We start from the raw sequence: 24435 nt of genomic DNA on the forward strand, positions 1-24435 counted from the left end.
GATACAACACCGGTATCCAGGCCCGACTCCGCCTTGCCGGACCGCCGCCTGGACCTCGCCGCGACACCGCCAACGTTCCTGGACACCGCACTAGCGGATCGGGGTCGGTCGCCCCCGGTGTAGGGCGGTGGGTAGTTCTGTTGTCGCTCCAGCGACAACAGAACTACCCACCCTCCCCGGGAACACATGCACACCACCGCCCCGGCACCGTCCGACAGATTCGGAATCTTGATCAAGGACTTTGGTCGCGGAGGGGGAGGGCGGAGGGCGCGAACCTCTTGGTCAACTCCGGTGGGCCCGGTCCGTCGGGTGGGCGTCGGCCGTCCGGGGGTGGTGTCGGTTTCGTACAAGACCGGTGGGGGTGGGGGCGATAGCGTCCCTGGTGTGGCGCGGGGTGGTGGACCTTCGGGCCGAGGTGCAGGGTACGAGGACCGAAGCGGAGACTGTGGTGACGCGCGAACTGGTGTGGACCGGATTCATCTCGATCGACGGGATCGTCGACTCGCCCGGCGGGACGGTCGAAGGGCACCCCGCGGGGGGATGGGTGTTCCGGACGGCGTTCGACCCCGAGGCGTACTCGCTCAAGGGTGAGGAACTCGCGGAGACCGGCGCGCTGATGTTCGGACGCCGCAGCTACGAGGCGTTCGCGCCGATCTGGCCGCAGTCCGAGGACCACGAGGCCTACCGCGAGTTGCCGAAGTACGTGGTGTCGTCGACGCTCGGTGCGGACGCGCTTGTCGGCGACTGGGGTGACCAGCACATCCTGCGGTCCACGGACGACGTCGCCGCGCTGAAGGAGACCGAGGGCGGGGCGATCTTCGTACACGGCAGCGCGGAACTCGCGCGCAGGCTGGCCGAGGCGGGCCTGGTCGACCGGTACAACCTCCTGGTCTTTCCGGTCTTGCTCGGTGACGGCAAGAGTGTGTTCCCCCGACGCGAGCAGCGGGAGCAGCGGCTGGCGCTGCGCGAGTCCGCCGCCTACGGCAACGGTGTGCTCAAGGCCGTCTACGACGTCGTCCGCTAGGGGTCAGCGGTCCGTGCGCGCTGTCCGCACCACTCGGACGGCGCGCACGGCGAAGGGGCCGGGGTCAGTACCTGCCGGCCATCGTCACGCGGGAGACCTTGAAGAGGGGGTTGCACCCTTCGATCACCGATGTGCGCCACCTGGCGTCGAGACACGACCTGGCGCGGGCAACGCGATCGCGCCGCCGGCACCGCTGCGAAGCTGACCGGCGGTGCGCCCCACGTACCGTCGCAACGCCCGCGCGAGATGCGGCTCGTCGTAGTAGCCGAGCCGGTGCACGACGGAGCTGACCTGCGCGCCCGCCGACAGCAGTTCCGCGGCGGCCCGGACGCGTCCGATCTGCGCGACGGTGCCCCGGGTGAGGCCGGTGGCGGCCCGGAAGCGGCGCTCCACGGTCCGACTCGCGGTGGCCGGCAGCCGCCCGGCCACCGCCTCCTGCACCAGCGGGTCCCGGACGAGGACGCCGCTGCGGACGAGCCGCGCCACCAGGGCCTCGACGTCGTCGTCGACGCGCGGCGTGTGCCAGCGTTCGCCGTCGAGCCAGAACCGCCCGGAGGTGGTGTCGGGCAGTTCGATCCCCGAGTTCAGCAGCGTCGACGTGGGGGCCGCCCGCAGCACGGTGCCGACCGCGAACTGGACGCCGACGAACCGGGCGTCCTGCGGTACGGGTGCCGAGACGGTGCGGTCCTCCGGGCCGACGACCGCCGCGAACGGCGTACCCCCGGACTCCCAGAACACCAGCCCCCAGGTCTCGCTGGCGACGGACGTCATCTGCGAGACCTGGGTGCTGTGACCGGTCCACACCGAGGAGATCCACGGTGAGTCCGAGGAACGCGACGTGTTCACCAGCCCCACGGCGGCAACCCTACGACGTGGCTGTCAGTCCACCGAGCCGCCGGTGTTCCGGATCAACTGCCGGAGCACCTTGAGGGCCGTCACGTAGTCCGCGTCGTCGATGCCCTGGTGGATGCGGGCCCGGATCGACGGTGCGTGCTGCTTGAGGCTGACGCGCGCCTCCTCGCCCGCCTCGGTGATCCACAGCCGTCCGTCACCGTCCCGGGTCAGCCACCCGCGCTCCTGCAACACTCTCGCCTCGGCGTCCAGATCGTCCTCGGGACACAGGTACGAACTCATCGCCTGTTCGAGTTCGGACACCGTCATCCCGCTGCCGTCCGGCCGCAGGTCGTGCACGGAGAGGTTGCGCAGCAGCCAGAACTGCGGCTGCGTGAAGCCGAGCTCGACGTGCCGGGCACGGGTGAACGTGATCAGGGACTTGTACGCGACGCCCGTCCAGTAGGCGGCGGGCTGCGCGACGAGCTCGGTGTCGGAGAGCTGTTCCGTCGTCATGGGTCTTACTCCGAGTGCAGAACGGTAGGAGGAGGAACGTAGAACTTCACGTCCGATTCAGGTCAAGACGCCGGTGACTGCTCCACCGCCGGGCACCGGGTGCCCGGCGGCGGCGTCTTGACGTGGATCAGGTACCGCGTGGTGGCGTCACCGACGCAGTCGCTGTCGAACGAGTAGACCCCGTGCCCCGCGCCGTCGTAGGTCAGCAGGGTGGCACCCGACTGACGCGCCACGTTCCGAGCCCACTCGTGCGGCGTGACCGGGTCGTACCGGCTGTTGAGCACCAGCACCGGCGGCACACCCTTCCACCGCAGCGGTGCCTGCGGGTTGCGGACCTCGGTCGGCCAGCCCAGGCAGGCCATCGTGGAGCCCCACGCCTGGAGGTTGAGCTTCATCTCCGGTGCCACCCGGGCCAGCCGGTCCTGGTACGCCCGCAGCTGGTCGACGTCCCGCACCGGCAACCTCCAGTCCTGGCAGAAGATGGCGAGGCTCGGATCCTCGACCGGCTCCTGCTCCGTCGTCGCCGTCCGGGCCGTGGTGGGGCGGGCGGCGTCCGTCGCGGGGCCGGGCTCGCCCGCCGACAGGCCGGCCAGCCGCTCCGACAGTTGCGTCCAGTACGGGCCGAGGAACGTCCACTGGATGTCGTCCAGCAGATCGGTCGGGCTCATCGTCCGCGAGCTGACCGGGTCGACCAGCTCACCGCGTTCGGCCTTGGCGTACAGGTCCCGGAAGACCTTGCGGGCGTCCTGGCCGTGCAGCGCACACTCGGTCGAGGTGCGGCACCACTCGACGTACCGGTCGAAGCTGTCCTGCGTCGCCTTCGTCTCGCTGCGCAGGAACTCCCAGGTGGTGGCCGCGCTGTGGTCCATCGTGCTGTCGAGCACCATCGCCCGCACCCGCTGCGGGAACAGCGTGGCGTACTGCTGGCCCATCATGGTGGCGTACGAGTTGCCGTAAAAGGTCAGCTTCTTCTCGCCGAGCGCGGCCCGGATGGCGTCCATGTCGCGGGCGACGGTCCGGCTGTCGAGGAAGTCCACGTGCGGGCCGCTGTGCTCCCGGCAGCTCTCGCCGTACGCCCGGGTCCAGGCGCGCAGGCCGTCGAACTCCTCGGCGGTGGTGGGGAACAGCTTCGGCTCCGGGCCCTCCGGCACCTGACACCGGATCGGGTCGCTGCCGCCCACGCCCCGAGGATCGAAGCCCACCACGTCGAAGCGGCGGCGTACCTCCTCACTGAAGCTGCCGCCGATGCCGCCGAGGATGGCGTCCTGCACCCCCGAGGCACCCGGTCCGCCGGGGTTGGTGAGGATCGTGCCGATCCGGGCGGTCGGGTCCGTGGCGGCACGACGGGCCAGCGCGATGTCGATCGTCGGGCCGTCCGGCGTGGACCAGTCGACGGGTACGGTCACGCTGCCGCACTCCGCCGCAGGCTCGTCGGCACACGGCTCCCACGCGATGCCCGTACCGGCGGCCGGTGCCTCGGTCCGTGGGTTCGCCTGGGCGGGTGTGAGCCCGAGCGCCACCATGGTCGCCAGCGCGGCGGCCGCCGTACCGGTCAGCGTCTGTCGTCTCACGTCACAGCCTCCGTCTCTCGCGGTCCTCCCGTGGCCGCCGGAGTTCGACGATGGTCGGGCCGCTATACACACAGGCTATACACACAGTGTCTAATCCGCGATTCGAGATCAAAATGCCTGGTCATTGGCTCGGCCTGCGCGACGACCGGCCGAGCGGCGATCGCGGCCGCAGGCCGCTCGATGTCGGCCTGCGGCGGCTCGTCGTACTGCAGCATCGCTCGATCCGGGATCGAGTGGCTATCGCGGCGCTTGGATACCACTCGATCCCGGATCGAGCATGATCTTGCGGCCGAGGTGTGAACCTGCGCCGGAGCGACGCTTCAGGTCGACATCGCCCTTGGCCGCGTCGTGAACCACTACCAGGGCCGGCTGACCCGTGACTGGTGTAGTGCTCGATCCACCGACGGCCAACTGTGCATCATCGACCGTGAGGACTGCGGGCCCGTTGTCCGGCTTCAGGTAGCGCACCGAGTCAAGCGTCACCGTGAACCGGTCACCCGTACGGCTCACCGACGCCACACTTCCCACCGCGATGGTTTCGGCGCACGCCACGACACCCGGAAGGCTCCGACTCACCGACGTGTCAGCCGGGTCGGACACCGTCAGCGCGTAGCCGCCGACCAGAGCCACACCCACGACCCCCGCAGCGATGGCGAGCACCCATGACCTGTCGACATCCGCCTGGCTGGCGGCCGGTCGGGCCCGTGGTCCGTCGGGGCCGCAATGAACGGGGTACGCGAATCCGTCGCCGCAGCCAGTTCGGTGCCGAGTGCTGCCATGCCACGCCGTAACGCGTTTACGGCTGCCGTCGCCTCGGCTAGTTCGTCGGTGCCCGCAATCGCGTCAGCCGGCTGCTCGCCGGTGACGGCGGACATCAGCGCATCGTCGCGATGGGAGTTGCCACCGCTCTCCACCCGAGACATCTCACACCACTCCCTTCGCGTTCAACCTGGCCCGCATCCGACCGACCGCCGCATGCAGCCGACTCTTCACCGTTCCCGACGCGACGCCGAGCACGTCGGCGATCTGCGGCACGGTCAGATCGACATAGAACCGCAGCACCAGAAGTTGGCGCTGGTCCGCTGGAAGCTCATCGAGTTCCCCGGCCACCACCATCGCGAGATCGCGGTCCGGGTCGGGCAGCGTGTCGGCGAAGGCAGGCGCCCGAAGCGCCACGAGCCGCTGGCGTCGCTGTTCATGGCGCCGCCGACGACGGTGCCAGTCGACGGCGACCCGCGACGCGACGACAGCCGTCCAGGCGGCTGAGTTGTTTATCGTCTCTGCCGACGATTGCTCCAGGAGCTTGAGCCGGACCTGCTGCATCGCATCATCCAGGTCCTGCCACGGCACACCACCCATGATCAGTACGGCTCGGACCCGCCTGACGTCGATGCCCGATGACGGGTCGTCCTCCAGCGATCTGCGCACCGGCGGCCTCATCGGCACTCCCTCCCGTCGCCCTTGAGGACCTGGACGCAGAACCCCCCGGCATCGTTCACCCACCGGTAGCGTCTCAGGCCGCCGATGGTGGTCGCCAGCGTCCGGCCGGCTGCGCTCACGGGGTGGGTGAGGTCAGCCTCGGCCTTGGCGCCAGCGGCGTAGGTCGGACTGCGGGATGCCGGGTGAGCGGGGGACCGAGGGGCGGCGACAAGCCGCTGAGCAGTGCGAACAGAGGTGCGCCCGGCAGGATTCGAACCTGCGGCCTTGGGATTAGAAGTCCCCTGCTCTATCCGCTGAGCTACGGGCGCGCTGTGGTATCGCGCGAGAAGGGTACCGCCGCACCGGCCCGGCGCGACGGAACGGGTGCCCGGTCAGCGTCGCACGCGCCATGGACGCCGCGCACCTGCGAATCCACGGCGTCGGCAGACCCAGGCGGGCCAGGGTCAGGCGAGGCGGCGGCTCAGGCGCGGCGACAGGCCCGGACGGTTCGGCAGGCCTCGGCGGGCCGGTGGCTCAGGTGGGCCGGTGGCTCAGGTGGCGGCGTGCGGGGTGGGCTCGCTGTCGGCCGGGCGGCGCGGGGCCGGTGGGGGAGGGGGCGTCGGTCCGGCGTCGAGGAAGGCGTCCGCCCAGCGGCCGACCTCGGTGAGGACCTTGTTGCGTATGGCGGGGCCGGACAGCGTCAGGTCGTGCAGGCCGCCGTCGAAGCGGGCGAGTGTGACGTGCTGGCCGAGGCGGGGCGCCCAGCGGACCATGTGTTCGACGTCGAGGACGGCGTCGGCGAGGGTCGCCGAATCGTGCCACTTGACGCCCCGGAACGACCGGGTGGAGCAGGCCAGCAGCACCGGCACCGGGATGTCCAGTCCGGCGCGCAGGCGTCGTTGGCCGGTGCGGACGGCGTTCAGCCAGCCGGCCCGGACGGGGAATCCGGCGAGCGGCTTCCAGGCCAGGTCGTAGCTCCATTCGCCGCGATGGTCGGCGTGCAGGCTCTCGCCGTACACGGTGCCGAGGCCGAAGGGGAGGACGCGGTGGGGTGCCCGACGGCCCAGGCGCGCGACGGCGGCTGCGAGGGGTCGACGCACGACCCAGGGGGCGTTGAGGTCGAAGAAGGGGCTGTTCAGGAAGATGCCGTCGACCAGCCCGGTGTCGCGGCGGGCGTCTGCCCAGAGCGAGACGATCAGCCCGCCGGTGGAGTGGCCCATGGCCAGCAGCGTGTGGTGGTCGTCCTCGGTACGGATGATCTGGGCGGCGGCGTCCAGTTCCGGGAAGTAGTCGGCGAGGTCGCGGCAGAAGTTGGCGGTCTGGTGGGGGAGCAGGCTGCGGCCGTACTTGCGCAGGTCGAGCGCGTAGAAGTCCCAGCCCCGGGCGGCAAAGAAGTCGGCCACGTGGGTCTGGAAGAAGTAGTCGACGAAGCCGTGCACGTAGAGCACCGCGCGCCCGGTGGGTCGCTCGGCCCGGCGGCGGACCAGGGTCGCGACCACCGGTCCCTCGTCGTCGCGGCCAAGGTCGATGGTGTGCCGCTCGTAGGGCGGGCCCAGCACGTCGGGTTCCACCGGACCGACGGTACGCCGGGAAGCTACCGCACGGTAGTAGCCCCCGCCCTGCGTGGGACGGGGGCTACTACCGTGCGGCGGGTCAGTCGCCGTGAGCGTCGCGGTCGGTCGGCTCGTGCGAGGTCGCGGCCCGCCCACGATCCGGCCCGTACGGCGAGATCTGGTCCACCGGGACCGTCCGGTGCTCCTGCTTGGTCGCGGAGCCACCCCCCGGGATCGGTCCGTCGCTGTCCTGGACCAGCCGGGTCTCGCCGCTGCGGCGCATCTCCGGTTGCTGCACGTTGGGCATGCCGTTCACCTCTCCCTGTTCAGCGCCGCCGGCCGGACGCGTGCCCGGCCGGCGACACGGTCACCTCTCGTCGGTCTTCGTCCCGGCGGTGGCCAGCTCCTCGGCCAGTTCCTCGACCGGGGTCGGCTCGCCGGGCGGGGTGGTGACCCGCAGGTGCTTGTTGTTGCGCGGCTCCTGACGGGTCTTGGAGTCGTTGAGCTTGCGGCGCAGGTCGTCACGGGCGTCGTTGAGCGCCGCGCGCAGGTCCTCCTCGGAGGAGGTGGTGACGATCTTCTGCCGGCCGGCGATCCAGCACTCCAGCGTGACCCGCTGGCCCTTGGCCTCCCGGTCCTTGACCGAGAGTTCGAGTTCGGTGGAGTCGGCGTGGAAGCCGGCCAGTCGGGCGTCGAGCGTGGCGAACTGGGTCACGATCCAGTCGCGGTCGGCCTGCGAGAAGCCGGCGCCCATTCGCAGACACTTTTCCACGGTGGCCGGGTTCTCGCTCATCGCTGCACCTGACCAGGGACGCGGGCGGAACAAGCGATGCTCATCATCATGATCGCTGACCTTTCGTTCGACGTCGCAGGTGCGGTTGGCGAGTTCCTACCCAGGCGGACCGCTCCGGAACCTGACGGTTTCCTGTGCGAATCGATCGTCCGCCGCCGGGCGTGGGCCGGGCAGGGTCGGTCGGCCTAGCACATGGGGACCTTGATCAGGCGTTCGTCCACAGGCCGCCAGGTTGTCCACAGGTACGACCGGAGGGGCTGCTCGGGTGGGCCGCCTGGCCCGAGGCTGGGCGGCGAGTCGGTACCAGCCGACCCGGAACTCCGCTGGAGGAACGATGTTCGACACCTACGTAACCGTTGTAGGGAACGTGCTCACCGCCCCCGAGTGGCGTCGCACCACGCAGAGCAACACCCTGGTGGCCAACTTCAAGGTCGCCTCCACCGCCCGCCGCCTCGACCGGGACAGCGGGCGCTGGGTGGACGGCAACAGCCTGCGCGTACGCGTCAACTGCTGGCGGAAGCTCGCCGAGGGGGTGGCGTCGTCGGTGATGGTCGGTGACCCGGTGGTCGTCTGCGGTCGCCTCTACACCCGCGACTGGACCGACGACGCCGGCAACCACCGCACCCTCTACGAGCTGGAGGCTGTGGCGGTGGGTCACGACCTGTCCCGGGGGCGCGGGCGCTTCCTGCGCAACAAGCCGAACCTGGCGACCAGCACCATCTCGGACGCCGAGGCCGAGCAGCGGGTGCACGGCGAGCTGACCGAGGCCGTCTCGGACGACGACGCGCCCGCTCTGCCCGAGGACGGGCCGCTGGACGACGACTTCGAGCTGTCCGAGTACGTTCCGGCGGGCACCGGCTACCCGCAGCGCCTGGGCGAGGCCGACCCCTTCGACGACCTCCCCGGCACGGGCGACATCGCCGGGGCGGACGGCACCTCCGGCACGGGCGGTCGCACCGGGGCGGACGGCTTCTCCGGCACGGGCGACCTCCGGATCACGGACGGCCTCGCGGGCGACCTCCCGAGCACGGGCGGCTTCTCGGCTACGGGCGGTCTCCCGGACACGGGTGACAGCACGCCGGGTGGGTCCGAGTCGGCCGAGGCGGGCGGTGATGCCGAGGAGCCCACTGCGGCCTCTGCGAACGCACCGGCGGAGTCCGGCACCGGCGCGACGGCGACCGGGCGTGGCCGGCGTGGGCGGGGTCGACTGCCGCAGCCCGTCTGACCTGGGCGGCTCGGTCGAGCGGCGGCTCCGGTGGCCGGGCTCGGCTAGGCTGGCCGGCCGGAGGTGGTGCGGGTGCGGCATGCGGGTGCAGTGGCGAACGCGGCGGGACTCGTCGCCGGGTACGCGTTGGACGCGTACTTCGGTGACCCACGTCGTGGCCATCCCGTCGCCGGTTTCGGCCGGGCCGCCGCCGCCCTGGAACGTCGGCTCTACCGGCCGCACCGGCTGGCCGGTGGCACCCACACCGCGCTCTGTGTCGGCGGGCCGGTGCTGGCCGGGGCCGCCCTCGCGTACGCGACCCGGCGGCAACCGCTGGCCCGCGCGGCACTGGTCGCCGCCGGCACGTTCGCGGTGCTGGGCGGGCAGAGCCTGCGGCACGAGGCGAAGACCATGGGACGTGCGCTGCGCGGTGGCGACCTGCCGGCCGCCCGGGCGCGGCTCGGACACCTGTGCGGTCGGGACCCGTCGACCCTCGACGAGTCGGAGTTGGCCCGGGCCACGGTCGAGTCGGTGGCCGAGAACACCTCGGACGCGGTGGTCGCCCCGCTGTTCTGGGGCGCGGTGGCCGGGCTGCCGGGCCTGCTCGGCTACCGGGCGGTGAACACCCTCGACGCGATGGTCGGCCACCGCAATGCGCGTTACGCCCGGTTCGGCACCCCGGCCGCCCGGCTCGACGACCTGCTGAATCTGGTGCCGGCCCGGCTGACCGGCCTGCTGACCGTCGCGCTGGCACCGGCCGGCAAGGGGGACCGGGAGCGCGCCTGGCGGGTGTGGCGTCGGGACCGCGACGACCACCCGAGCCCCAACGCCGGGCAGTGCGAGGCGGCGATGGCCGGTGCGTTGGGTGTGCGGCTCGGCGGGCGCAACGTCTATTTCGGCCGGTCCGAGGTGCGGCCGTTCCTCGGTGACGGTCCCCGTCCCGAAGCCCGGCACCTGCCTCGGGCCGCCCGGATCTCCGGTGCCGTCGGCCTGGCCGCGCTCGGCCTCGCGGCGGCGTACCCGGTGACCGTCGGCCGGCTGGTCGGCGCGGTGGCCCGACGCCTCACGGGCACGCGGTGAGCGGTGGCCTGCTGGTCGCCGGGACCACCTCCGACGCCGGCAAGAGCGTGCTCACCGCCGGCATCTGCCGCTGGTTGCACCGCGAGGGCGTACGGGTGGCGCCGTTCAAGGCGCAGAACATGTCGAACAACTCCGCCGTGGTCGTCGGGCCGGACGGCCGGGGTGGCGAGATCGGGCGGGCGCAGGCGATGCAGGCGGCGGCCTGCGGGCTCGCCCCGGACCTGCGGTTCAATCCGGTGCTGCTCAAGCCGGGCAGCGACCTGAGCAGTCAGGTGGTGCTGCTGGGCGAGGCGGTCGACACGATGACCGCCGGTTCGTTCCGGACCCTGCGTCCCCGGTTGTCCGAGACCGCATACGCGGCACTGGCCGAGTTGCGCTCGGCGTACGACGTGGTGATCTGCGAGGGGGCGGGCAGCCCGGCGGAGATCAACCTGCGCGACGGCGACTACGTCAACATGGGGCTGGCCCGGCACGCCGGGTTCCCGACGATCGTGGTCGGTGACATCGACCGGGGTGGCGTGTTCGCCGCCATGTTCGGCACGCTGGCCCTGCTCGAACCCGCCGACCAGGCCCTGATCGCCGGGTTCGTGGTCAACAAGTTCCGAGGCGACCTCGGCCTGCTGGCCCCCGGGCTGGACTCGCTGCGTCACCTCACCGGCCGCCCGACGTACGGCGTCCTGCCCTGGGCGCTGGACCTGTGGCTGGACGCCGAGGACTCGCTCGCCTACGGCCGGGTGCTCGGCCGCCCGGCCGCCCCGCACGGCACCGAGTGGCTCGACGTGGCGGTGGTGCGGCTGCCCCGGATCAGCAACGCCACCGACGTGGAGGCGCTCGCCACCGAGCCCGGCGTGCGGGTCCGGCTGACCGTCGAGCCGGCCGAGCTGGCCGCCGCCGACCTGGTCGTGCTGCCCGGCTCCAAGTCGACCGTGGCCGACCTGGCCTGGCTGCGCGAGACCGGCCTCGCCGACGCGGTTACCGCGCACGTCGCGGCCGGTCGACCGCTGCTCGGCATCTGCGGCGGCTTCCAGATGCTGGCCCGGGCCATCCACGACCCGGTGGAGAGCCGCCGGGGCAGCGTCGACGGCCTCGGGCTGCTGCCCATCGAGATCACCTTCGACCCGCGCAAGACCGTCCGCCAGGCGGTCGGCACCGCCGCCGACCAGCTTCCGGTCCGGGGCTACGAGATCCACCACGGGTACGTCTCCGCCGCCGACCCGGAGGCGCCCCCGCTGCTGTGGGACGCGACCGGTGCCGGCGAGGGCATGGTGTCCGGGGTCGTGCACGGTACGCACTGGCACGGCACCTTCGAGTCCGACGAGTTCCGCCGCTGGTTCCTCGACCGGGCAGCTCAAATGGCCGGTCGGACCGGCTTCCGGGTCGCCCCGGACACGTCCTTCGCCGCCGCCCGCGAACGCACCCTCGACCTGCTCGGCGACCTGGTCGAAGAACACCTCGACACCGCCGCCCTGCGTCGGCTCGTCGAGTCCGGGCCCCCCGCCGACCTGCCCTTCATCCCGCCCGGCGTCCCCGGCTAGCCGCCACCTGCACCAGCCGAGGCGGTGCCGTCGCCCAGCGTCAGCGTCTCGCGCTGCCCGGCCTCAGTAGCGGACGTCGGCGGGCTGGTCGGAGAAGGCCATTCCGGCCGAGCGCCACGCCTCCACGCCGCCGATCATGTCGGTCGCCTTGTGTAGCCCGAGCGCGCGCAGGCTGGCCGCCGCCAGGCTGGAGCTGTAGCCCTGGCGGCACACCACGACGACCTCCATGTCGTAGTTGGTGGCCTCGGGGATCCGCCAGTCGCTGGCCGGGTCGAGCCGCCATTCCAGGACGGTCCGGTCGATCACGATGACGCCGGGCAGGTCGCCCTGCTCCCGCCGCTGCCCGTCGGTGCGGGTGTCGATCACGAGGGCACCCCGGGCGGCGGCCTGCACCGTCTCCTGTGGGGTCAGCCGGGTCATGCCCGAACGGGCCTGCTCCAGCAACGCCTCGACGCCGGGACTCATCACGGAATGGGACACGCCACGATCATGCCGTGCGGCTACTCGACAGGCGGTCCGAAGCGGTGTGGGACAACCCGATCGGTAACGTCGGTCTCCGTGGTGGCGGTCTTCGAGTCGTACGCCGGACTGGCGGGGCGGGTGCTGGCGGCACGGGCCCGGTTGGGGCGTACCCGGTTGGTGGCCGTGGACGGGCCGAGCGGGGCGGGCAAGACGCTGTTCGCCGCGCGCCTGGCCGACGCTCTCGGCGGCATCGGGCCGGAGGCGGTACGACCGCCGGTGGTGCACACCGACGATCTGCTCGACGGGTGGGACGACCAGCTCACCTTCTGGACGCGACTGGAGCGCGACGTGTTGCGGCCGGTGAGGTCCGGCCGGGCCGGGTCGTACCGGTGCTACGACTGGGTACGCCGGTGTTTCCGGCCCGAGCCGGTGTCGGTGCCGGTGACGCCGGTGCTGATCGTCGAGGGGGTCAGCACGTCCCGGGCCGCCGCCGGTCCGGACCTGACGCTGGCCGTCTTCGTCACCGCCCCGCACCCGTTGCGGCTGACTCGGGCGGTGGCGCGCGACGGCCCGGAGATCCTGCCGGAGCTGCGCCGGTGGCACGACACCGAGCAGGCGCACTTCGCCGCCGACGACACGCAGGCGCGGGCCGACCTGGTGGTCGACGGTGACCCCGGGTTGCCGCACGATGACCGTCACTACTATCTGGCTCGGCCGGGAACCCCAGGTCGGGGCGGCATACCATGCCGGTCATGACCTCACCGATCATGACCGAGTCCGAGTTGCGGGAGGCCGTGACCCGGGAACTGCCCGGCGTCCGGGCCGACCTGGAACGCCTCGTCCGTATCCCGGGCATCGCCTTCGAGGGCTTCGACCACTCGCACGTGGAGCGCTCCGCCGAGGCGGTGGCCGAGCTGCTGCGCGGCTGCGGTCTCGACGTCGAGATCCTGCGGGCCGGCGGCCAGCCCGCAGTGATCGGCCGTAGGGCCGCCCCGCCCGGTGCGCCCACCGTCATGCTCTACGCCCACCACGACGTGCAGCCGGTCGGGGACCGGACGCTGTGGGAGTCCGACCCGTTCGAGCCGGTCGAGCGGGACGGCCGGCTCTACGCCCGGGGTGCCGCCGACGACAAGGCCGGCATCATGGCGCACGTCGCCGCGTTGCGGGCCTTCGGCGACCGCCTGCCCGTCGGCGTGGTGCTGTTCGTCGAGGGGGAAGAGGAGTACGGCTCCGACTCGCTGGAGCAGTTGCTCGCCGACCACCGCGAGACGATCGCCTCGGACGTCATCGTGATCGCCGACTCGACCAACTGGGACGTCGGCGTACCGGCGCTGACCACCTCGTTGCGCGGCATCGTCAACTGCTTCGTCGAGGTCCGCACCCTGGACCACGCGGTGCACAGCGGGATGTTCGGCGGTGCCGTCCCGGACGCGCTCACCACGCTGGTCCGGCTGCTGGCCACCCTGCACGACGACGCCGGGAACGTGGTGGTGGAGGGCCTGGTCGGTCGGGACGAGGCGATCGTCGACTACCCCGAGGACCGGTTCCGGGCCGAGGCGGGGCTCGCCGAGGGCGTACGCCTGATCGGCTCCGGCCGGATCACCGACCGGCTCTGGACCCGGCCCGCGCTGGCCGTGCTCGGCATCGACGCCCCGGCCACCGCCGAGGCGCCGAACGCGCTGGTGCCGGCCGCCAAGGCCAAGCTGAGCCTCCGGCTGGCGCCGGGCGACGAGCCGAAGCAGGCGTACCTCGCGCTGCGCGACCACCTGGAGCGGTACGCCCCGTGGGGCGCCCAGGTCGACGTCACCTTCGAGCACGACGGGGCGCCCTGCGTCATCGACGCCTCCGGCCCGGTCTTCGACGCGGCCCGCGCGGCCTTCCGCGCCGCCTGGGACGGCACCGACCCGGTGGACATCGGCGTCGGCGGGTCGATCCCGTTCATCGCCACCTTCCAGGAGATGTTCCCGCAGGCCGCGATCCTGGTGACCGGCGTGGAGGACCCGCACGCGCGGGCGCACGGGCCGAACGAGAGCCTGCACCTGGGCGAGTTCGCCCGGGTCTGCCTGGCCGAGGCGTTGTTGCTGGCCAAGGTGGCCGAGGCGGGCCCGGCACCGACTCGGTGACTTTCGCGCGAATGGTGGCTCTTTCCGGCGTGTCGGACGCGCGGCTGTTGTAGCCTCTCGAACATGCGTACGAACGAGGTGATGGCCCGTATGGAGGCCGCCGTCAGCGCTCTGGGGGACGTCGACGTCTCCGCGTGGCCGGAGGCCACGCTCAAGGAACAGCTCGCCGAGCTGTCCGCCGCTCTGGTCGCCGTGGACGCGTCGCTGTCCCGCATCGCCGAGGAGGTCCGCGCCCGCGGCCTGCGGGTCGAGGAGCCGGTCCCGGCCTGACCCGCTGGAGCAGCTCCCGCGCAGGTGACACCCGCTGTCGGGGGTGGCTGGCAGGATGAGGTCGTGCGTTTCCTCGACCTGGCTGCCACCTCCGCAGCCGTCGGTGCCGTCAGTGGCCGACGGGCCAAGGTCGAGCTGCTCGCCGACGCCCTGCGTCGGCTCGATCCGGACGAGGTCGCGGCCGGAGCCGGCTGGCTCGCGGGCGAGCTGCGCCAGCGACAGACCGGGGTCGGCTGGGCCGCGCTGCGCGACCTGCCGCCACCGGCGACGGAGGCGACGCTGACCGTGGCCGGGGTCGACGCGGCGATCGACGAGATCGCGGCGGTGCACGGCGCGGGCTCGCAGGCCCGCCGCCGCGATCTGGTGGCCGCGCTCTACACCGCCGCCACCGCCGAGGAGCAACGCGTCCTGACCGGCCTCTTCCTCGGCGAGCTGCGTCAGGGCGCCCAGGCCGGGCTGTTGGCCGACGCGATCGCCCGGGCCGCCGAGGTGCCGGTCGGCGCGGTACGCCGGGCCCTGCTGCTCGCCGGTGACCTGCGGGCGGTCGCGGTGGCCGCGCTCGACGGCGGTGCCCCGGCACTGGCCGAGTTCGGGTTGCGGGTCGGGCGACCGCTGGCGCCGATGCTGGCGCAGAGCGCCGCCACGGTCGACGAGGCGCTCACCGCCACCGGCACCCCCGCCGTGGTCGACGTGAAGCTGGACGGCATCCGCATCCAGGTGCACCGCAGCGGCGACGACATCGCCGTGTTCACCCGCAGCCTCGACGAGATCACCGGCCGGGTGCCCGAGGTGGTCGCCGCCGTCCGCGCCCTGCCCGCCCGGGAGCTGGTGCTCGACGGGGAGGCGATCGGGCTGGACGCCACCGGCCGACCGTTGCCGTTCCAGCAGACGTCGAGCGCCGCCGCCCGCCGGGGCAGTGGGGCATCCGTCGCCCCGGCGGTCCGCGCCGCCGCCGCCCGGACCGGCGAGACCTTGCTCACGCCGTACTTCTTCGATCTGCTGCACCTCGACGGCGCGGATCTGATCGACCTGCCCGGCCGCGAGCGGTGGGCCACGCTCGCCGCCACCGTCGACGCGTCGGTGCTGGTCGGGCGGATCGAGGTGGACGGGCCGGAGCAGGCCGGCGCGGCGTTCGCCGCCGCGCTCGACGCCGGCCAGGAGGGCGTCGTGGTGAAGTCGCCCGACGCGCCCTACGACGCCGGTCGGCGCGGTGCGGCCTGGGTGAAGGTGAAGCCTCGGCACACCCTCGACCTGGTGGTGCTCGCCGTCGAGTGGGGCAGTGGCCGGCGCAAGGGCTGGCTGTCGAACCTGCACCTCGGGGCGCGGGATCCGGCCAGCGGCGGCTTCGTGATGCTCGGCAAGACCTTCAAGGGGCTCACCGACGAGTTGCTGCGCTGGCAGACCGAACGCTTCCTGGAGCTGTCCGTCGAGCGCGGCGACTGGGTGGTGCGGGTCCGGCCCGAGCAGGTGGTCGAGATCGCCTTCGACGGGGTGCAGACCAGCTCACGCTATCCGGGCGGGGTGGCGCTCCGGTTCGCCCGGGTGGTCCGCTACCGCGACGACAAGACCGCCGCCGAGGCCGACACCATCGACGCCGTACGCGCCATCCACGCCGGCCGCGCGGGCGGCTGACCGGCTCAGGCTGACCGGCTCAGGCAGACCGGGCTCAGGCCGGGCTGCTCGGGGCTGGGCTGCTCGGGGCTGGGCTGGTCGGGGCAGAGCTGCTCGTGGCGGGGCTGCTCGATGCCGGTTCGGCGGCCCGGTCGCGGGGGAGGTCGTCGTCGGTCACACCGGCCAGCCGGCGGGCCTCCCGACGGGCGATCCAGCCGTAGCCGAACAGCGTCATCGCCGCGAAGATCCACCACTGCACGACGTACCCGAGGTTCTGCCAGTTGTTGGCGTGCCCCACCGGCACCGCGCGGAAGACCGGGTCGGCGGCCGGGGTCTGCTCGTCGAGCAGCACGTACGCCCCGTGCACCGGGTACGGCATCTGCGCGGCGAGCTGCGGCACGGCGACCCGGCGGGTCTCCAGCCGGCCCTCCCGGCGGGCCACGTTGCCGGAACCGCTCTCGCTGGCGTGCACCCGGCCCTCGACGGTCACCTCGCCGGGCGGTGCCGCCGGCACCTCGGGCTGGGCCATCGCCCCGCCCGGCGCCGGTGGGATCCAGCCCCGGTTCACCAGGACGGCGGTGCCGTCGGCCAGCACCAGTGGGGTGAGCACCTCGAAGCCGACCTTGCTCTCCACCGTCCGGCCCCGGACGAGGACCACGTTGTCGGTGTCGTACCGGCCGGTCGCGATCACCCGGATGAAGGTCCGGTCATCGGCCGGTGCCGGGCCGACGCTGCCGGGGCCACCGGTCGGCGCGGGCACCGCCTCGCGCAGCGGCACCGGGTCCATCCGCAACCCGGCGTCGATGCGCTCGTTGACCGCCGTCCGACCGTGGTAGCGGTCCAGTTGCCAGTTGCCGAGCATCACCATGATCGTGGCGAGGACCAGGGTCAGCGCGAGGATGCCCAGCCAGCGCGGCGTCAGCAGGAACCGGTACACGCCACGAGGCTACCCGTATGACCGTCACCACTGCGCCGCCCCGCCCGTCGACGTGACGGCCGGGAAAGGGCCGATCGACGACGGAGCGTGTCGGTGCCGGGGCGGTCCGCTCCGGTCGGGCGGATCGAAGCGGATCGGGACGGCGGGCGGCGCCTACGGGCGACCGACGTGGGCTATCGTCACGCGCACGGGGCGCGCCGACGGTCGGCACGCTCGCCGCCCGCGAGGAGTCGATGATGACCGTCGTGCCGCGTCTGGTGCTCAGTGCCCCCTCGTCGGGGCACGGCAAGAACGCGTTGGCGATCGGCATCCTCGCCGCGTTCGCCGATCGTGGTCTCGACGTGGCCGGGTTCAAGATCGGCCCGGATCCGGTCGACGCCGCCTATCTCGGGCTCGCCGCCGGCCGACCCGGGCGCACCCTGGACCCTCGGCTGATGGGCACCGACCGGCTCGCGCCGCTGCTGCTGCACGGTGCCGCCGACACCGGGCTCGCCGTGGTGCAGGGCAGCATGGGCCTCTACGACAGCCTCAGCGGACGCTGCGAGACCGAGTCGACCGCAGCGGTCGCCACCGCCCTGCGCAGCCCGGTCGTGATGGTGGTCGACGTCGCCGCGATGGGTCAGTCGGTGGCCGCCCTGGTGCACGGCTTCCGGGCGTACGACGAGCAGCTCTGGATCGGCGGCGTGATCCTCAACCGGGTCGCCTCCGCCCGACACGAGACGCTGCTGCGCGAGGCGCTCGACGACATCGGCGTACCCGTCTACGGCGCGCTGCGCCGCCAGGATCTGCCGGCCGTGCTGCCGAGTCGTCGGCACGGGGTGATGCCGGTGCTGGAGAACGGCGGCGAGGCCGCCCGGGCCGTCCGCCGACTCGGTGAGGCGGTCGCCGCCACCGTCGATCTGGAACGGCTGCTCGGGCTGGCCCGGTCCGCCCCCGAACTCGCGGTGTCGCCGTGGTCGCCGCACCCGGAGGCGGCCGACCCGCCGGTGCCGGCTGGCGCCGGACGTCCGCTGGTCGCGGTGGCCGGTGGACCGGGCGGCAGCTTCAGCCACGCCGAGACCGCCGAGCTGCTGCGCGCCGCCGGTGCCGACGTGGTGACGCTCGACCCGTTCGTCGACGAGGTGCTGCCGGCCGGCACCCGGGCGCTGGTGGTCGGCGGCGCGCTGCCCGAGTCGTACGCCGAGCAGCTCTCCGCCAATCGGCGGCTCTGCATCGCGGTGGCCGAGTTGGCGCGTACCGGTCGGCCGGTCGTCGCCGAGGGGGCCGGGCTGCTCTGGCTGGCCCGGGAACTCGACGGCTTGCCGATGTGCGGGGTGCTCGACGCGATCGGCAGTATCCGGGACGGTCTGGTGGTCGGCTACCGCGAGGCGACCGCCCAGAGCGACAGTGTGGTGGCGACCCGGGGCGAGGTGGTGACCGGGCACAAGGAGCACCGCGCGGTGCTCACCCCACGGGGTGGGCCGCGTCCGGCGTGGGGCTGGGCGGGCGGCGCGCCGGAGGGCTTCGTCTGGCGCGGCGTGCACGCCTCCCAGCTCGTCCCGCACTGGGCCGCGTACCCGCGGATCGCCGGGCGTCTGGTGGCCGCCGCGGCCACCGAGCCGGCCGCGATCCCGGCCGGTCCCGACCTGGGCGTCCCGATCGCGCCCGTCGGTGTGGTGGCGGCCGAACCGGCCGCCGGAGCGCCGGCCTGAGCGGCGCTCCGGCGCGTGCCGGTCCTCAGCCGACTATGCGGTCCGACGGGGGTACGAAGTCCCGCGTCGGGGTGCCCTTGAGGGCGTCGCGCAGCGTGTTCGAGACCGCCGCGATCGGGATCTGTGACTGGCCGTCGCCGACCGCGTTGAACGGGTTGTCCGGGTCGGAGATGAAGCTGGCGGCCGCCAGTTCCGGGGTGTAGCCGACGAACCAGGCCGACCGGGTGCTGTCCGTGGTACCGGTCTTGCCGGCCACCGGGCGGCCCACCGTGCCGCGCACGCTGTCCGCGGTCGACCAGCCACCGCAGCTTCCCTTGGCCGGGGTGTCCCCGGTGGGGCAGCGGGCGGCGTCGGTCGCGGCCCGCGCGGCGTCGGCGTTGACCACCTGGCGGCACCGTGGCTTGGCGATCTCGCGTTCGATACCGCCCGGGGTGGTGAACATCGCGGGCGTACCGTCCCGGTTGTAGATCGCGTTCACCGGGATCGCCTCGCAGTAGCGCCCGTCGGCGGCGATCGCGGCGTACGCGTTGGCCATCTCCAACGGGGTGGCGTCGGAGACGCCGAGCGTGAACGCGCCCCACTTGTTCGCCTTCGCCGGTGAGGCGTGGTCGCGGTCCACGTCGGTACGCCAGCGCAGGCCCAACTGCTCGGCGAGCCGGACGGCCTTCTCCGCCCCGACCTGTTCCTCCAGCCAGACGAAGTAGGTGTTCACCGACTTGCCGAAGCCGGACCACATGGTCTGCGTACCGCTCATCGCGCCGCTGGCGTTCGACGGTTGCCAGCCGTCGTAGATCTCGGAGCGGTAGCTGTGCGGCGCGTTGAAGGTGGTGTTCAGCGTCATGCCGGCGTCCAGCGCGGCCAGCATCGGGAACATCTTGAACGTCGACCCGGCCTGGTAGCCCGGCAGGTCTCCGCCGCCCATCAGCGGCGCCACCGTGTTCGGGTAGTTGGCCCGGACGTTCGGGCCCGCCTCCGGGTTGGAGCTGAGCGGGTTCTCGTCCACCTGCAGGGAGTAGGTGCGGTTCACCGCCATCGCCTTGACCCGGCCGGTGCCCGGCTCGGAGACCACGATGCCGTTGGCGAACGGGCTGCCGGTGTTGCCCTCGGTGCCGACGTTCTTCTCCGCCGCCTGCTGGACCTTCGGATCCATGCTGAGCACGATGCGGTAGCCGCCCCGCCGCAGCTTGTCCAGGCGTTCCAGGCGGTTCTTGCCGAACGCGGGTTGGGCGCTCCACCAGTTCTTGAGGTAGTCGCAGAGGAAGCCCCAGCTGTTCCACTTCTCGGGTACGGCGGCGCAGTCGTTGGGCGGGTAGGTCAGCCGCAACCGGATCGGCTCGCCCTTGGCCGCCTCGGCGGCGTTCGGCGACAGGTAACCCAGCCGTGCCATGTTGTCGAGCACGTAGTTGCGCCGGGTGGTGGCGTCCTTCTGGTCGGAGCTGGCCGGGTCGTACTGCGACGGGGACTTCACCAGACCGGCGAGGGTGGCCGCCTCGACCTGGGTGAGTTCCTTCGGCGTCTTGGAGAAGAAGATCTCGCTGGCGGCGTAGATGCCGTACGCGCGGTGACCGAAGTACGCCGAGTTGAGGTAGCGCTCCAGGATGTCCTCCTTGCCCAACTCCTTCTCCAGGTCGACCGCCATCCGCATCTCCTTGACCTTGCGGATCGGCGTCTGCGCGGTGGCCTCCTGCACCTCCTTGGGCGTGGTGGCGCTGTCCCGCAGCGCCATCCGCACGTACTGCATGGTCAGCGTGGAGGCGCCCTGGGAGACGCCGCTGGAGCGGGCGTTGGCCACGAAGGCGCGGGCGACGCCCTTCGGGTCGACGCCGTGGTGCTGGTAGAAGCGGTTGTCCTCGGCGGCGACGATCGCCTGCTGCATGTGCGGGGAGATGTCGGCCAGCTTGGTGTACTGCCGGTACTCCTCGAAGAACATGGTCAGCACGGTCTTGCCGTCGGGCGCGTACAGGTAGGAGGTCTCGGCGGGCAGGGCGGTGGCCAGCAGGCGGGTCTTGCTCTCCACGGCGTGCGCGGTGGCCTTGGCGCCGAGGCCGGTCACTGCGACCACGGGGTACGCGACGGCGGCGACGACGACACCGGCGATCAATCCGGCGCGGAGGAGAGGAACGAGTCGACCTGCGGCGGCAAGGGGTCGATTACTCACACGGATAAGTTATGACATTTCCGATTCGTACATGAGAAATACTCATGAAGTGATCAGTGGTGATGCGGAGCACTCCACGGGCTGCTGTCGCCCGCGCCGCCTTCCCGGCAGGATCGCGGGCATGCACGGTCCGCTCACCGGAGCGTCCCATCCGACACCCGAACCCGACCTCGCGCACCACGGTGACGCGGAGGTCGGCGACGGCCTGGTCGACCTCGCCGTCAACGTCCGGCGCGCCCCGATGCCCGCCTGGCTGGCCGACCCGATCAGAGCCACCCTGGCCGACCTCGCCGGTTATCCGGATCCGCGTCCGGCCCGCGCCGCCGTCGCCGCCCGGCACCGCCGCCCGCCGGAGGAGGTGCTGCTCACCGCCGGTGCCGCCGAGGGCTTCGTGCTGCTCGCCCAGGCGCTGCGTGGGGTACGCCGACCGGTGGTGGTGCACCCGCAGTTCACCGAACCGGAGGCCGCGCTGCGGGCCGCCGGGCACACCGTGGAGCGGGTACTGCTCGACGCGGCCGACGACTTCCGGCTGCACCCGGACCGGATCCCGGCCGACGCCGACCTCGTCATGATCGGTAACCCGACCAACCCCACCTCGGTCCTGCACCCCGCCGCCGACCTGGCCGCCCTGGCCCGCCCCGGCCGGGTCCTGGTGATCGACGAGGCGTTCGCCGACACCACCACCGCGCCCGGCGTACCCGGCGAACCCGAGTCGCTGGCCGCCCGGCGTGACCTGCCCGGGCTGCTGGTCGTCCGCAGCCTCACCAAGACCTGGGGACTCGCCGGACTCCGGATCGGCTACCTGCTCGGCGAGGCGGCGCTGCTGGAGCGGCTGGCCGCCGTACAGCCGCTCTGGGCGGTCGCCACCCCCGCCCTGGCCGCCGCGTCCGCCTGCGCCACCGACGTCGCGGTCCAGGCCGAACGCGCCATCGCCGCACAACTCGCCGACGACCGCGCCTACCTGGTCGACCGGCTGTCGACCCTGCCAGGCGTACGCGTCGCCGGCCGCCCGGCCAGCGCCTTCGTCCTGGTGCACCGGCCCGGTGCCGACCGGCTCCGCGCCGACCTGCGGGAACGTGGCTGGGCGGTACGCCGGGGCGACACCTTCCCCGGGCTCGGACCAGACTGGCTGCGGATCGCCGTACGGGATCGGGCGACCACGGACGCGTTCATCGAGGTGCTGGCGGAGATCCTGGAGGCATGATGCTGGAGACCACCATCGCGGCGATCGGCCCGCTCGACGAGCCGGCGATGACCGCGGCCCGCCAGTTGCAGGCCCGGCTGACCAAGCCGGCCGGCTCGCTGGGCGCCCTGGAGGAGCTGTCCGTACGCCTCGCCGGCCTGGCCGGCACCTGCCCGCCACCGTTGCCGACATTGGCCGCAGTGGCGATCTTCGCCGGGGACCACGGCGTGCATGCCCAGCGGGTCAGCCCCTGGCCACAGGAGGTCACCGGGCAGATGGTCGGCAACTTCCTGGCCGGCGGTGCCGTCGTCAACGCGTTCGCCCGGCAGGCCGGCGCCTCGGTCACCGTGGTCGACGTCGGGGTGGCCACCCCGCTGCCCGCCCCCGACCCGACCGACGCGGACGCCAACAACGGGCTGCCCCGACTGGTCACCACCCCCGTACGCCGAGGCACCCGCGACCTGACCGTCACCGCCGCGCTGACCCGCGAGGAGGCCACGGCGGCGATCGAGGTCGGCATCCGGATCGCCGGAGAGCTGATCGACGCGGGCGCGAAGATCCTGCTCACCGGCGACATGGGCATCGGCAACACGACACCGGCCGCCGCCCTGATCGCCGCCCTCACCGGGGTCGACGCCGCCGAGGCGACCGGCCGGGGCACCGGCGTCGACGACCCGACGTACCAGCACAAGATCGAGGTGGTGCGGGCCGCGCTGCACCGACACGCCCCCGACCCGGACGACCCGCTGGGAGTGCTCGCGGCCGTCGGCGGGCTGGAGCACGCCGCCCTGACCGGGTTCGTGCTCGGCGCCGCCGCGCGACGCGTACCGGTGCTGCTGGACGGCGTGATCGCGGTCTCCGCCGCCCTCGTCGCCGCGGCGCTCGCCCCCGACGCGGTCGGCGCGATGATCGCCGGTCATCGCTCCGCCGAGCCGGGCGCCACGGTCGCGCTGCGCCGGCTCGGCCTCGACCCGCTGATCGACCTCGGCCTGCGGCTGGGCGAGGGCACCGGCGCCCTGCTGGCCCTGCCCGTGGTCACCGGCGCGGCCCGGGTGCTGCACGAGGTCGCCACCTTCGACTCCGCCGGGGTGGCCGAGAAGTGACCGTCAACCCCTATCCGCTCGGACTGCGCCTGGCCGGCCTCCCGGTGGTCGTGGTGGGCGGGGGAGCGGTGGCCACCCGCCGGGTACCCGCCCTGCTCGACGCCGGTGCGGACGTGCTGCTGGTGACACCCGAGATCAGTCCGGCCCTGCGCGCCCACGCCGACGCCGGACGGCTGCGCTGGGCAGAGCGTCGCTTCGTCCCCGAGGACCTCGACGGCGCCTGGCTGGTGCAGGTCGCCATCGACGACTCGGTCGCCGCCGCCACGGTCAGCGCCGCCGCCGCCGAGCGCCGGATCTTCTGCGTACGCGCCGACGACCGCGAGGCGGCGACCGCCTGGACCCCGGCGGTGACCCGGCACGGCCCGGTGACCGTGGGCGTCCTCGGCGGCGGCGACCCGCACCGCGCGATGACCGTCCGAGACGCCATCCGCACCCTGCTGCATGTAAGGAAGGGCACCTTATTAACGCCTCCGGTAGAGGAAGGGCCCCTTGTTAACACCCGGACTGCTCGGGGCGGCGAGGTCGCCCTGGTGGGTGCCGGGCCGGGCGACGCCGAACTGATCACCCTGAAGGGATGGCGGCTGCTCACCGAGGCAGACGTCGTGGTCGCCGACCGGCTGGTGCCCGGCCTGTTGCTGGACGAGCTGCGCTCCGGCGTCGAACTGGTGGACGCCTCCAAGATCCCGTATGGCCCATCCCGCGCGCAGGAGGAGATCAACCAGATCCTGGTCGACCGGGCACTGGCCGGGTCCTTCGTGGTCCGGCTCAAGGGCGGCGACCCGTACGTCTTCGGCCGGGGCGGCGAGGAACTGTTGGCCTGCGCGGAGGCCGGCGTACCGGTAACCGTGGTGCCCGGCGTGACCAGCTCGATCGCCGCCCCCGCAGCGGCGGGCGTCCCGGTCACCCACCGGGGCGTGGCCCACGAGTTCACGGTGGTGTCCGGCCACGTCGCGCCCGACTCGCCGGACTCGCTGGTGCGTTGGGAGGCCCTGGCCGGTCTCCGGGGCACGCTGGTGATCCTGATGGGGCTCAAGAACCTGCCGGCGATCACCGCCACCCTGCTGGCCCACGGCCGACCGGCCGACACCCCGGCGGCGGTGATCCAGGAAGCCACGACCGGCTCGGAGCGGGTCGTACGCGCCACGCTCGGTGAGGTGGCCGCCGCCGTGGCCGACGCGGGACTGCGTCCGCCCGCCGTGGTCGTACTCGGTGACGTGGTCACCGCCCTCGACCTGTCCGACTGAAACGCGACCGGCCGGCACCCCGAGTGGGGTGCCGGCCAGCAGGTCGGTGTGCAGGTCGCCTCTCGGCGAGTGGCGCGACGCGGCTCCAGCCGAACGGTATTCCGCGACGGCAATTTAGGTGAGGCCC

General features: G+C 72.8%; 22 protein-coding genes, 1 tRNA gene and 1 pseudogene. 12 read left to right on the plus strand and 12 right to left on the minus strand.

The features are described 5' to 3' along the window. The first annotated feature begins 448 nt into the window (after nucleotides 1–448). On the plus strand, nucleotides 449–1024 hold the full coding sequence (locus ABT008_RS28815) for a dihydrofolate reductase family protein (protein ID WP_350700217.1): 576 nt from the start codon (nucleotides 449–451) through the stop codon (nucleotides 1022–1024). Nucleotides 1025–1147: 123 nt separating this feature from the next. On the opposite strand, the gene ABT008_RS28820 is transcribed toward ABT008_RS28815, so the two are convergent. The 9 genes from ABT008_RS28820 to ABT008_RS28860 form a co-directional block, all read right to left on the minus strand. Beyond that, nucleotides 1148–1879, minus strand: a complete 732-nt coding sequence (locus ABT008_RS28820) for a helix-turn-helix domain-containing protein (RefSeq protein ID WP_350700219.1) — start codon at nucleotides 1877–1879, stop codon at nucleotides 1148–1150. A gap of 24 nt (nucleotides 1880–1903) precedes the next feature. Next, nucleotides 1904–2371, minus strand: coding sequence for a winged helix DNA-binding protein (locus tag ABT008_RS28825; RefSeq protein WP_350700221.1), 468 nt, complete (start codon nucleotides 2369–2371; stop codon nucleotides 1904–1906). A 62-nt stretch (nucleotides 2372–2433) separates the two neighbouring features. Next, complete coding sequence (locus ABT008_RS28830; protein WP_350700223.1) at nucleotides 2434–3942, minus strand: alpha/beta hydrolase; 1509 nt, start codon at nucleotides 3940–3942, stop codon at nucleotides 2434–2436. A gap of 237 nt (nucleotides 3943–4179) precedes the next feature. Continuing rightward, complete coding sequence (locus tag ABT008_RS28835) at nucleotides 4180–4602, minus strand: hypothetical protein (protein WP_350700225.1); 423 nt, start codon at nucleotides 4600–4602, stop codon at nucleotides 4180–4182. 264 nt (nucleotides 4603–4866) lie between these two features. Continuing rightward, nucleotides 4867–5382: an RNA polymerase sigma factor gene (locus tag ABT008_RS28840; RefSeq protein WP_350700227.1), complete on the minus strand. Its 516-nt coding sequence runs from the start codon at nucleotides 5380–5382 to the stop codon at nucleotides 4867–4869. Nucleotides 5383–5617: 235 nt separating this feature from the next. Next, nucleotides 5618–5690 (minus strand) — tRNA-Arg (locus ABT008_RS28845). A 222-nt stretch (nucleotides 5691–5912) separates the two neighbouring features. Beyond that, nucleotides 5913–6932 carry an alpha/beta hydrolase gene (locus tag ABT008_RS28850; protein ID WP_350700229.1) on the minus strand — a complete coding sequence of 340 codons (1020 nt, stop codon included), beginning with the start codon at nucleotides 6930–6932 and terminating at the stop codon, nucleotides 5913–5915. An 82-nt stretch (nucleotides 6933–7014) separates the two neighbouring features. After that, nucleotides 7015–7221, minus strand: coding sequence for a hypothetical protein (locus ABT008_RS28855; RefSeq protein WP_350700231.1), 207 nt, complete (start codon nucleotides 7219–7221; stop codon nucleotides 7015–7017). A 60-nt stretch (nucleotides 7222–7281) separates the two neighbouring features. Continuing rightward, the gene (locus ABT008_RS28860; protein ID WP_350700232.1) at nucleotides 7282–7707 is read right to left on the minus strand and encodes an HPF/RaiA family ribosome-associated protein; all 426 of its coding nucleotides are present in this window, start codon (nucleotides 7705–7707) and stop codon (nucleotides 7282–7284) included. Nucleotides 7708–8041: 334 nt separating this feature from the next. Here ABT008_RS28860 and ABT008_RS28865 point away from each other — a divergent pair, with 334 nt between their 5' ends. From ABT008_RS28865 to ABT008_RS28875, 3 genes are all read left to right on the plus strand, one after another. Continuing rightward, nucleotides 8042–8932, plus strand: coding sequence for a single-stranded DNA-binding protein (locus tag ABT008_RS28865; RefSeq protein ID WP_350700234.1), 891 nt, complete (start codon nucleotides 8042–8044; stop codon nucleotides 8930–8932). 72 nt (nucleotides 8933–9004) lie between these two features. Further along, nucleotides 9005–9991 (plus strand): cobalamin biosynthesis protein, encoded by a 987-nt coding sequence (locus ABT008_RS28870; RefSeq protein ID WP_350700236.1) that lies wholly within the window; start codon nucleotides 9005–9007, stop codon nucleotides 9989–9991. Beyond that, the gene (locus ABT008_RS28875) at nucleotides 9988–11526 is read left to right on the plus strand and encodes a cobyric acid synthase (protein ID WP_350700238.1); all 1539 of its coding nucleotides are present in this window, start codon (nucleotides 9988–9990) and stop codon (nucleotides 11524–11526) included. The genes ABT008_RS28870 and ABT008_RS28875 overlap by 4 nt, the downstream gene beginning before the upstream one ends. A gap of 63 nt (nucleotides 11527–11589) precedes the next feature. Here ABT008_RS28875 and ABT008_RS28880 read toward each other — a convergent pair whose 3' ends face one another. After that, nucleotides 11590–11991: a rhodanese-like domain-containing protein gene (locus tag ABT008_RS28880; protein ID WP_350700279.1), complete on the minus strand. Its 402-nt coding sequence runs from the start codon at nucleotides 11989–11991 to the stop codon at nucleotides 11590–11592. Between the two features lie 93 nt (nucleotides 11992–12084). On the opposite strand from ABT008_RS28880, the gene ABT008_RS28885 reads away from it, so the two are divergent. The 4 genes from ABT008_RS28885 to ABT008_RS28900 all read left to right on the plus strand — a co-directional run bounded on the left by ABT008_RS28885 (nucleotide 12085) and on the right by ABT008_RS28900 (nucleotide 16013). Next, on the plus strand, nucleotides 12085–12744 hold the full coding sequence (locus ABT008_RS28885) for a uridine kinase family protein (protein ID WP_502890516.1): 660 nt from the start codon (nucleotides 12085–12087) through the stop codon (nucleotides 12742–12744). A gap of 11 nt (nucleotides 12745–12755) precedes the next feature. Next, nucleotides 12756–14111 (plus strand): dipeptidase, encoded by a 1356-nt coding sequence (locus ABT008_RS28890; protein WP_350700281.1) that lies wholly within the window; start codon nucleotides 12756–12758, stop codon nucleotides 14109–14111. A gap of 63 nt (nucleotides 14112–14174) precedes the next feature. Beyond that, on the plus strand, nucleotides 14175–14381 hold the full coding sequence (locus ABT008_RS28895) for a hypothetical protein (RefSeq protein ID WP_350700240.1): 207 nt from the start codon (nucleotides 14175–14177) through the stop codon (nucleotides 14379–14381). Nucleotides 14382–14444: 63 nt separating this feature from the next. Continuing rightward, complete coding sequence (locus ABT008_RS28900) at nucleotides 14445–16013, plus strand: ATP-dependent DNA ligase (RefSeq protein WP_350700242.1); 1569 nt, start codon at nucleotides 14445–14447, stop codon at nucleotides 16011–16013. 109 nt (nucleotides 16014–16122) lie between these two features. On the opposite strand, the pseudogene ABT008_RS28905 reads toward ABT008_RS28900, so the two are convergent. Then, nucleotides 16123–16929: pseudogene (locus ABT008_RS28905) on the minus strand (SURF1 family cytochrome oxidase biogenesis protein); the annotation flags it as partial. Nucleotides 16930–17165: 236 nt separating this feature from the next. On the opposite strand from ABT008_RS28905, the gene ABT008_RS28910 reads away from it, so the two are divergent. Then, nucleotides 17166–18620 (plus strand): cobyrinic acid a,c-diamide synthase CobB, encoded by a 1455-nt coding sequence (locus ABT008_RS28910; RefSeq protein ID WP_350700243.1) that lies wholly within the window; start codon nucleotides 17166–17168, stop codon nucleotides 18618–18620. Between the two features lie 25 nt (nucleotides 18621–18645). On the opposite strand, the gene ABT008_RS28915 is transcribed toward ABT008_RS28910, so the two are convergent. Next, nucleotides 18646–20778: a transglycosylase domain-containing protein gene (locus ABT008_RS28915; protein WP_350700245.1), complete on the minus strand. Its 2133-nt coding sequence runs from the start codon at nucleotides 20776–20778 to the stop codon at nucleotides 18646–18648. Nucleotides 20779–20899: 121 nt separating this feature from the next. Here ABT008_RS28915 and cobC point away from each other — a divergent pair, with 121 nt between their 5' ends. Genes cobC through cobA form a run of 3 tightly spaced genes read left to right on the plus strand, consistent with a single transcriptional unit; the run spans nucleotide 20900 to nucleotide 24308 of the window. Next, nucleotides 20900–21982: an Rv2231c family histidinol phosphate aminotransferase CobC gene (cobC, locus tag ABT008_RS28920; protein ID WP_350700246.1), complete on the plus strand. Its 1083-nt coding sequence runs from the start codon at nucleotides 20900–20902 to the stop codon at nucleotides 21980–21982. After that, a complete protein-coding gene (gene cobT / locus ABT008_RS28925; RefSeq protein WP_350700283.1) occupies nucleotides 21982–23064 on the plus strand; it encodes a nicotinate-nucleotide--dimethylbenzimidazole phosphoribosyltransferase in 1083 nt (360 codons plus the stop codon). The genes cobC and cobT overlap by 1 nt, the downstream gene beginning before the upstream one ends. Continuing rightward, complete coding sequence (gene cobA, locus ABT008_RS28930; protein WP_350700248.1) at nucleotides 23061–24308, plus strand: uroporphyrinogen-III C-methyltransferase; 1248 nt, start codon at nucleotides 23061–23063, stop codon at nucleotides 24306–24308. Before cobT ends, cobA begins: the two co-directional genes overlap by 4 nt. Nucleotides 24309–24435: the final 127 nt, after the last annotated feature.

It is taken from the genome of Micromonospora sp. NPDC002389 (genome assembly GCF_040296095.1).
Taxonomy (GTDB): Bacteria; Actinomycetota; Actinomycetes; order Mycobacteriales; family Micromonosporaceae; genus Micromonospora.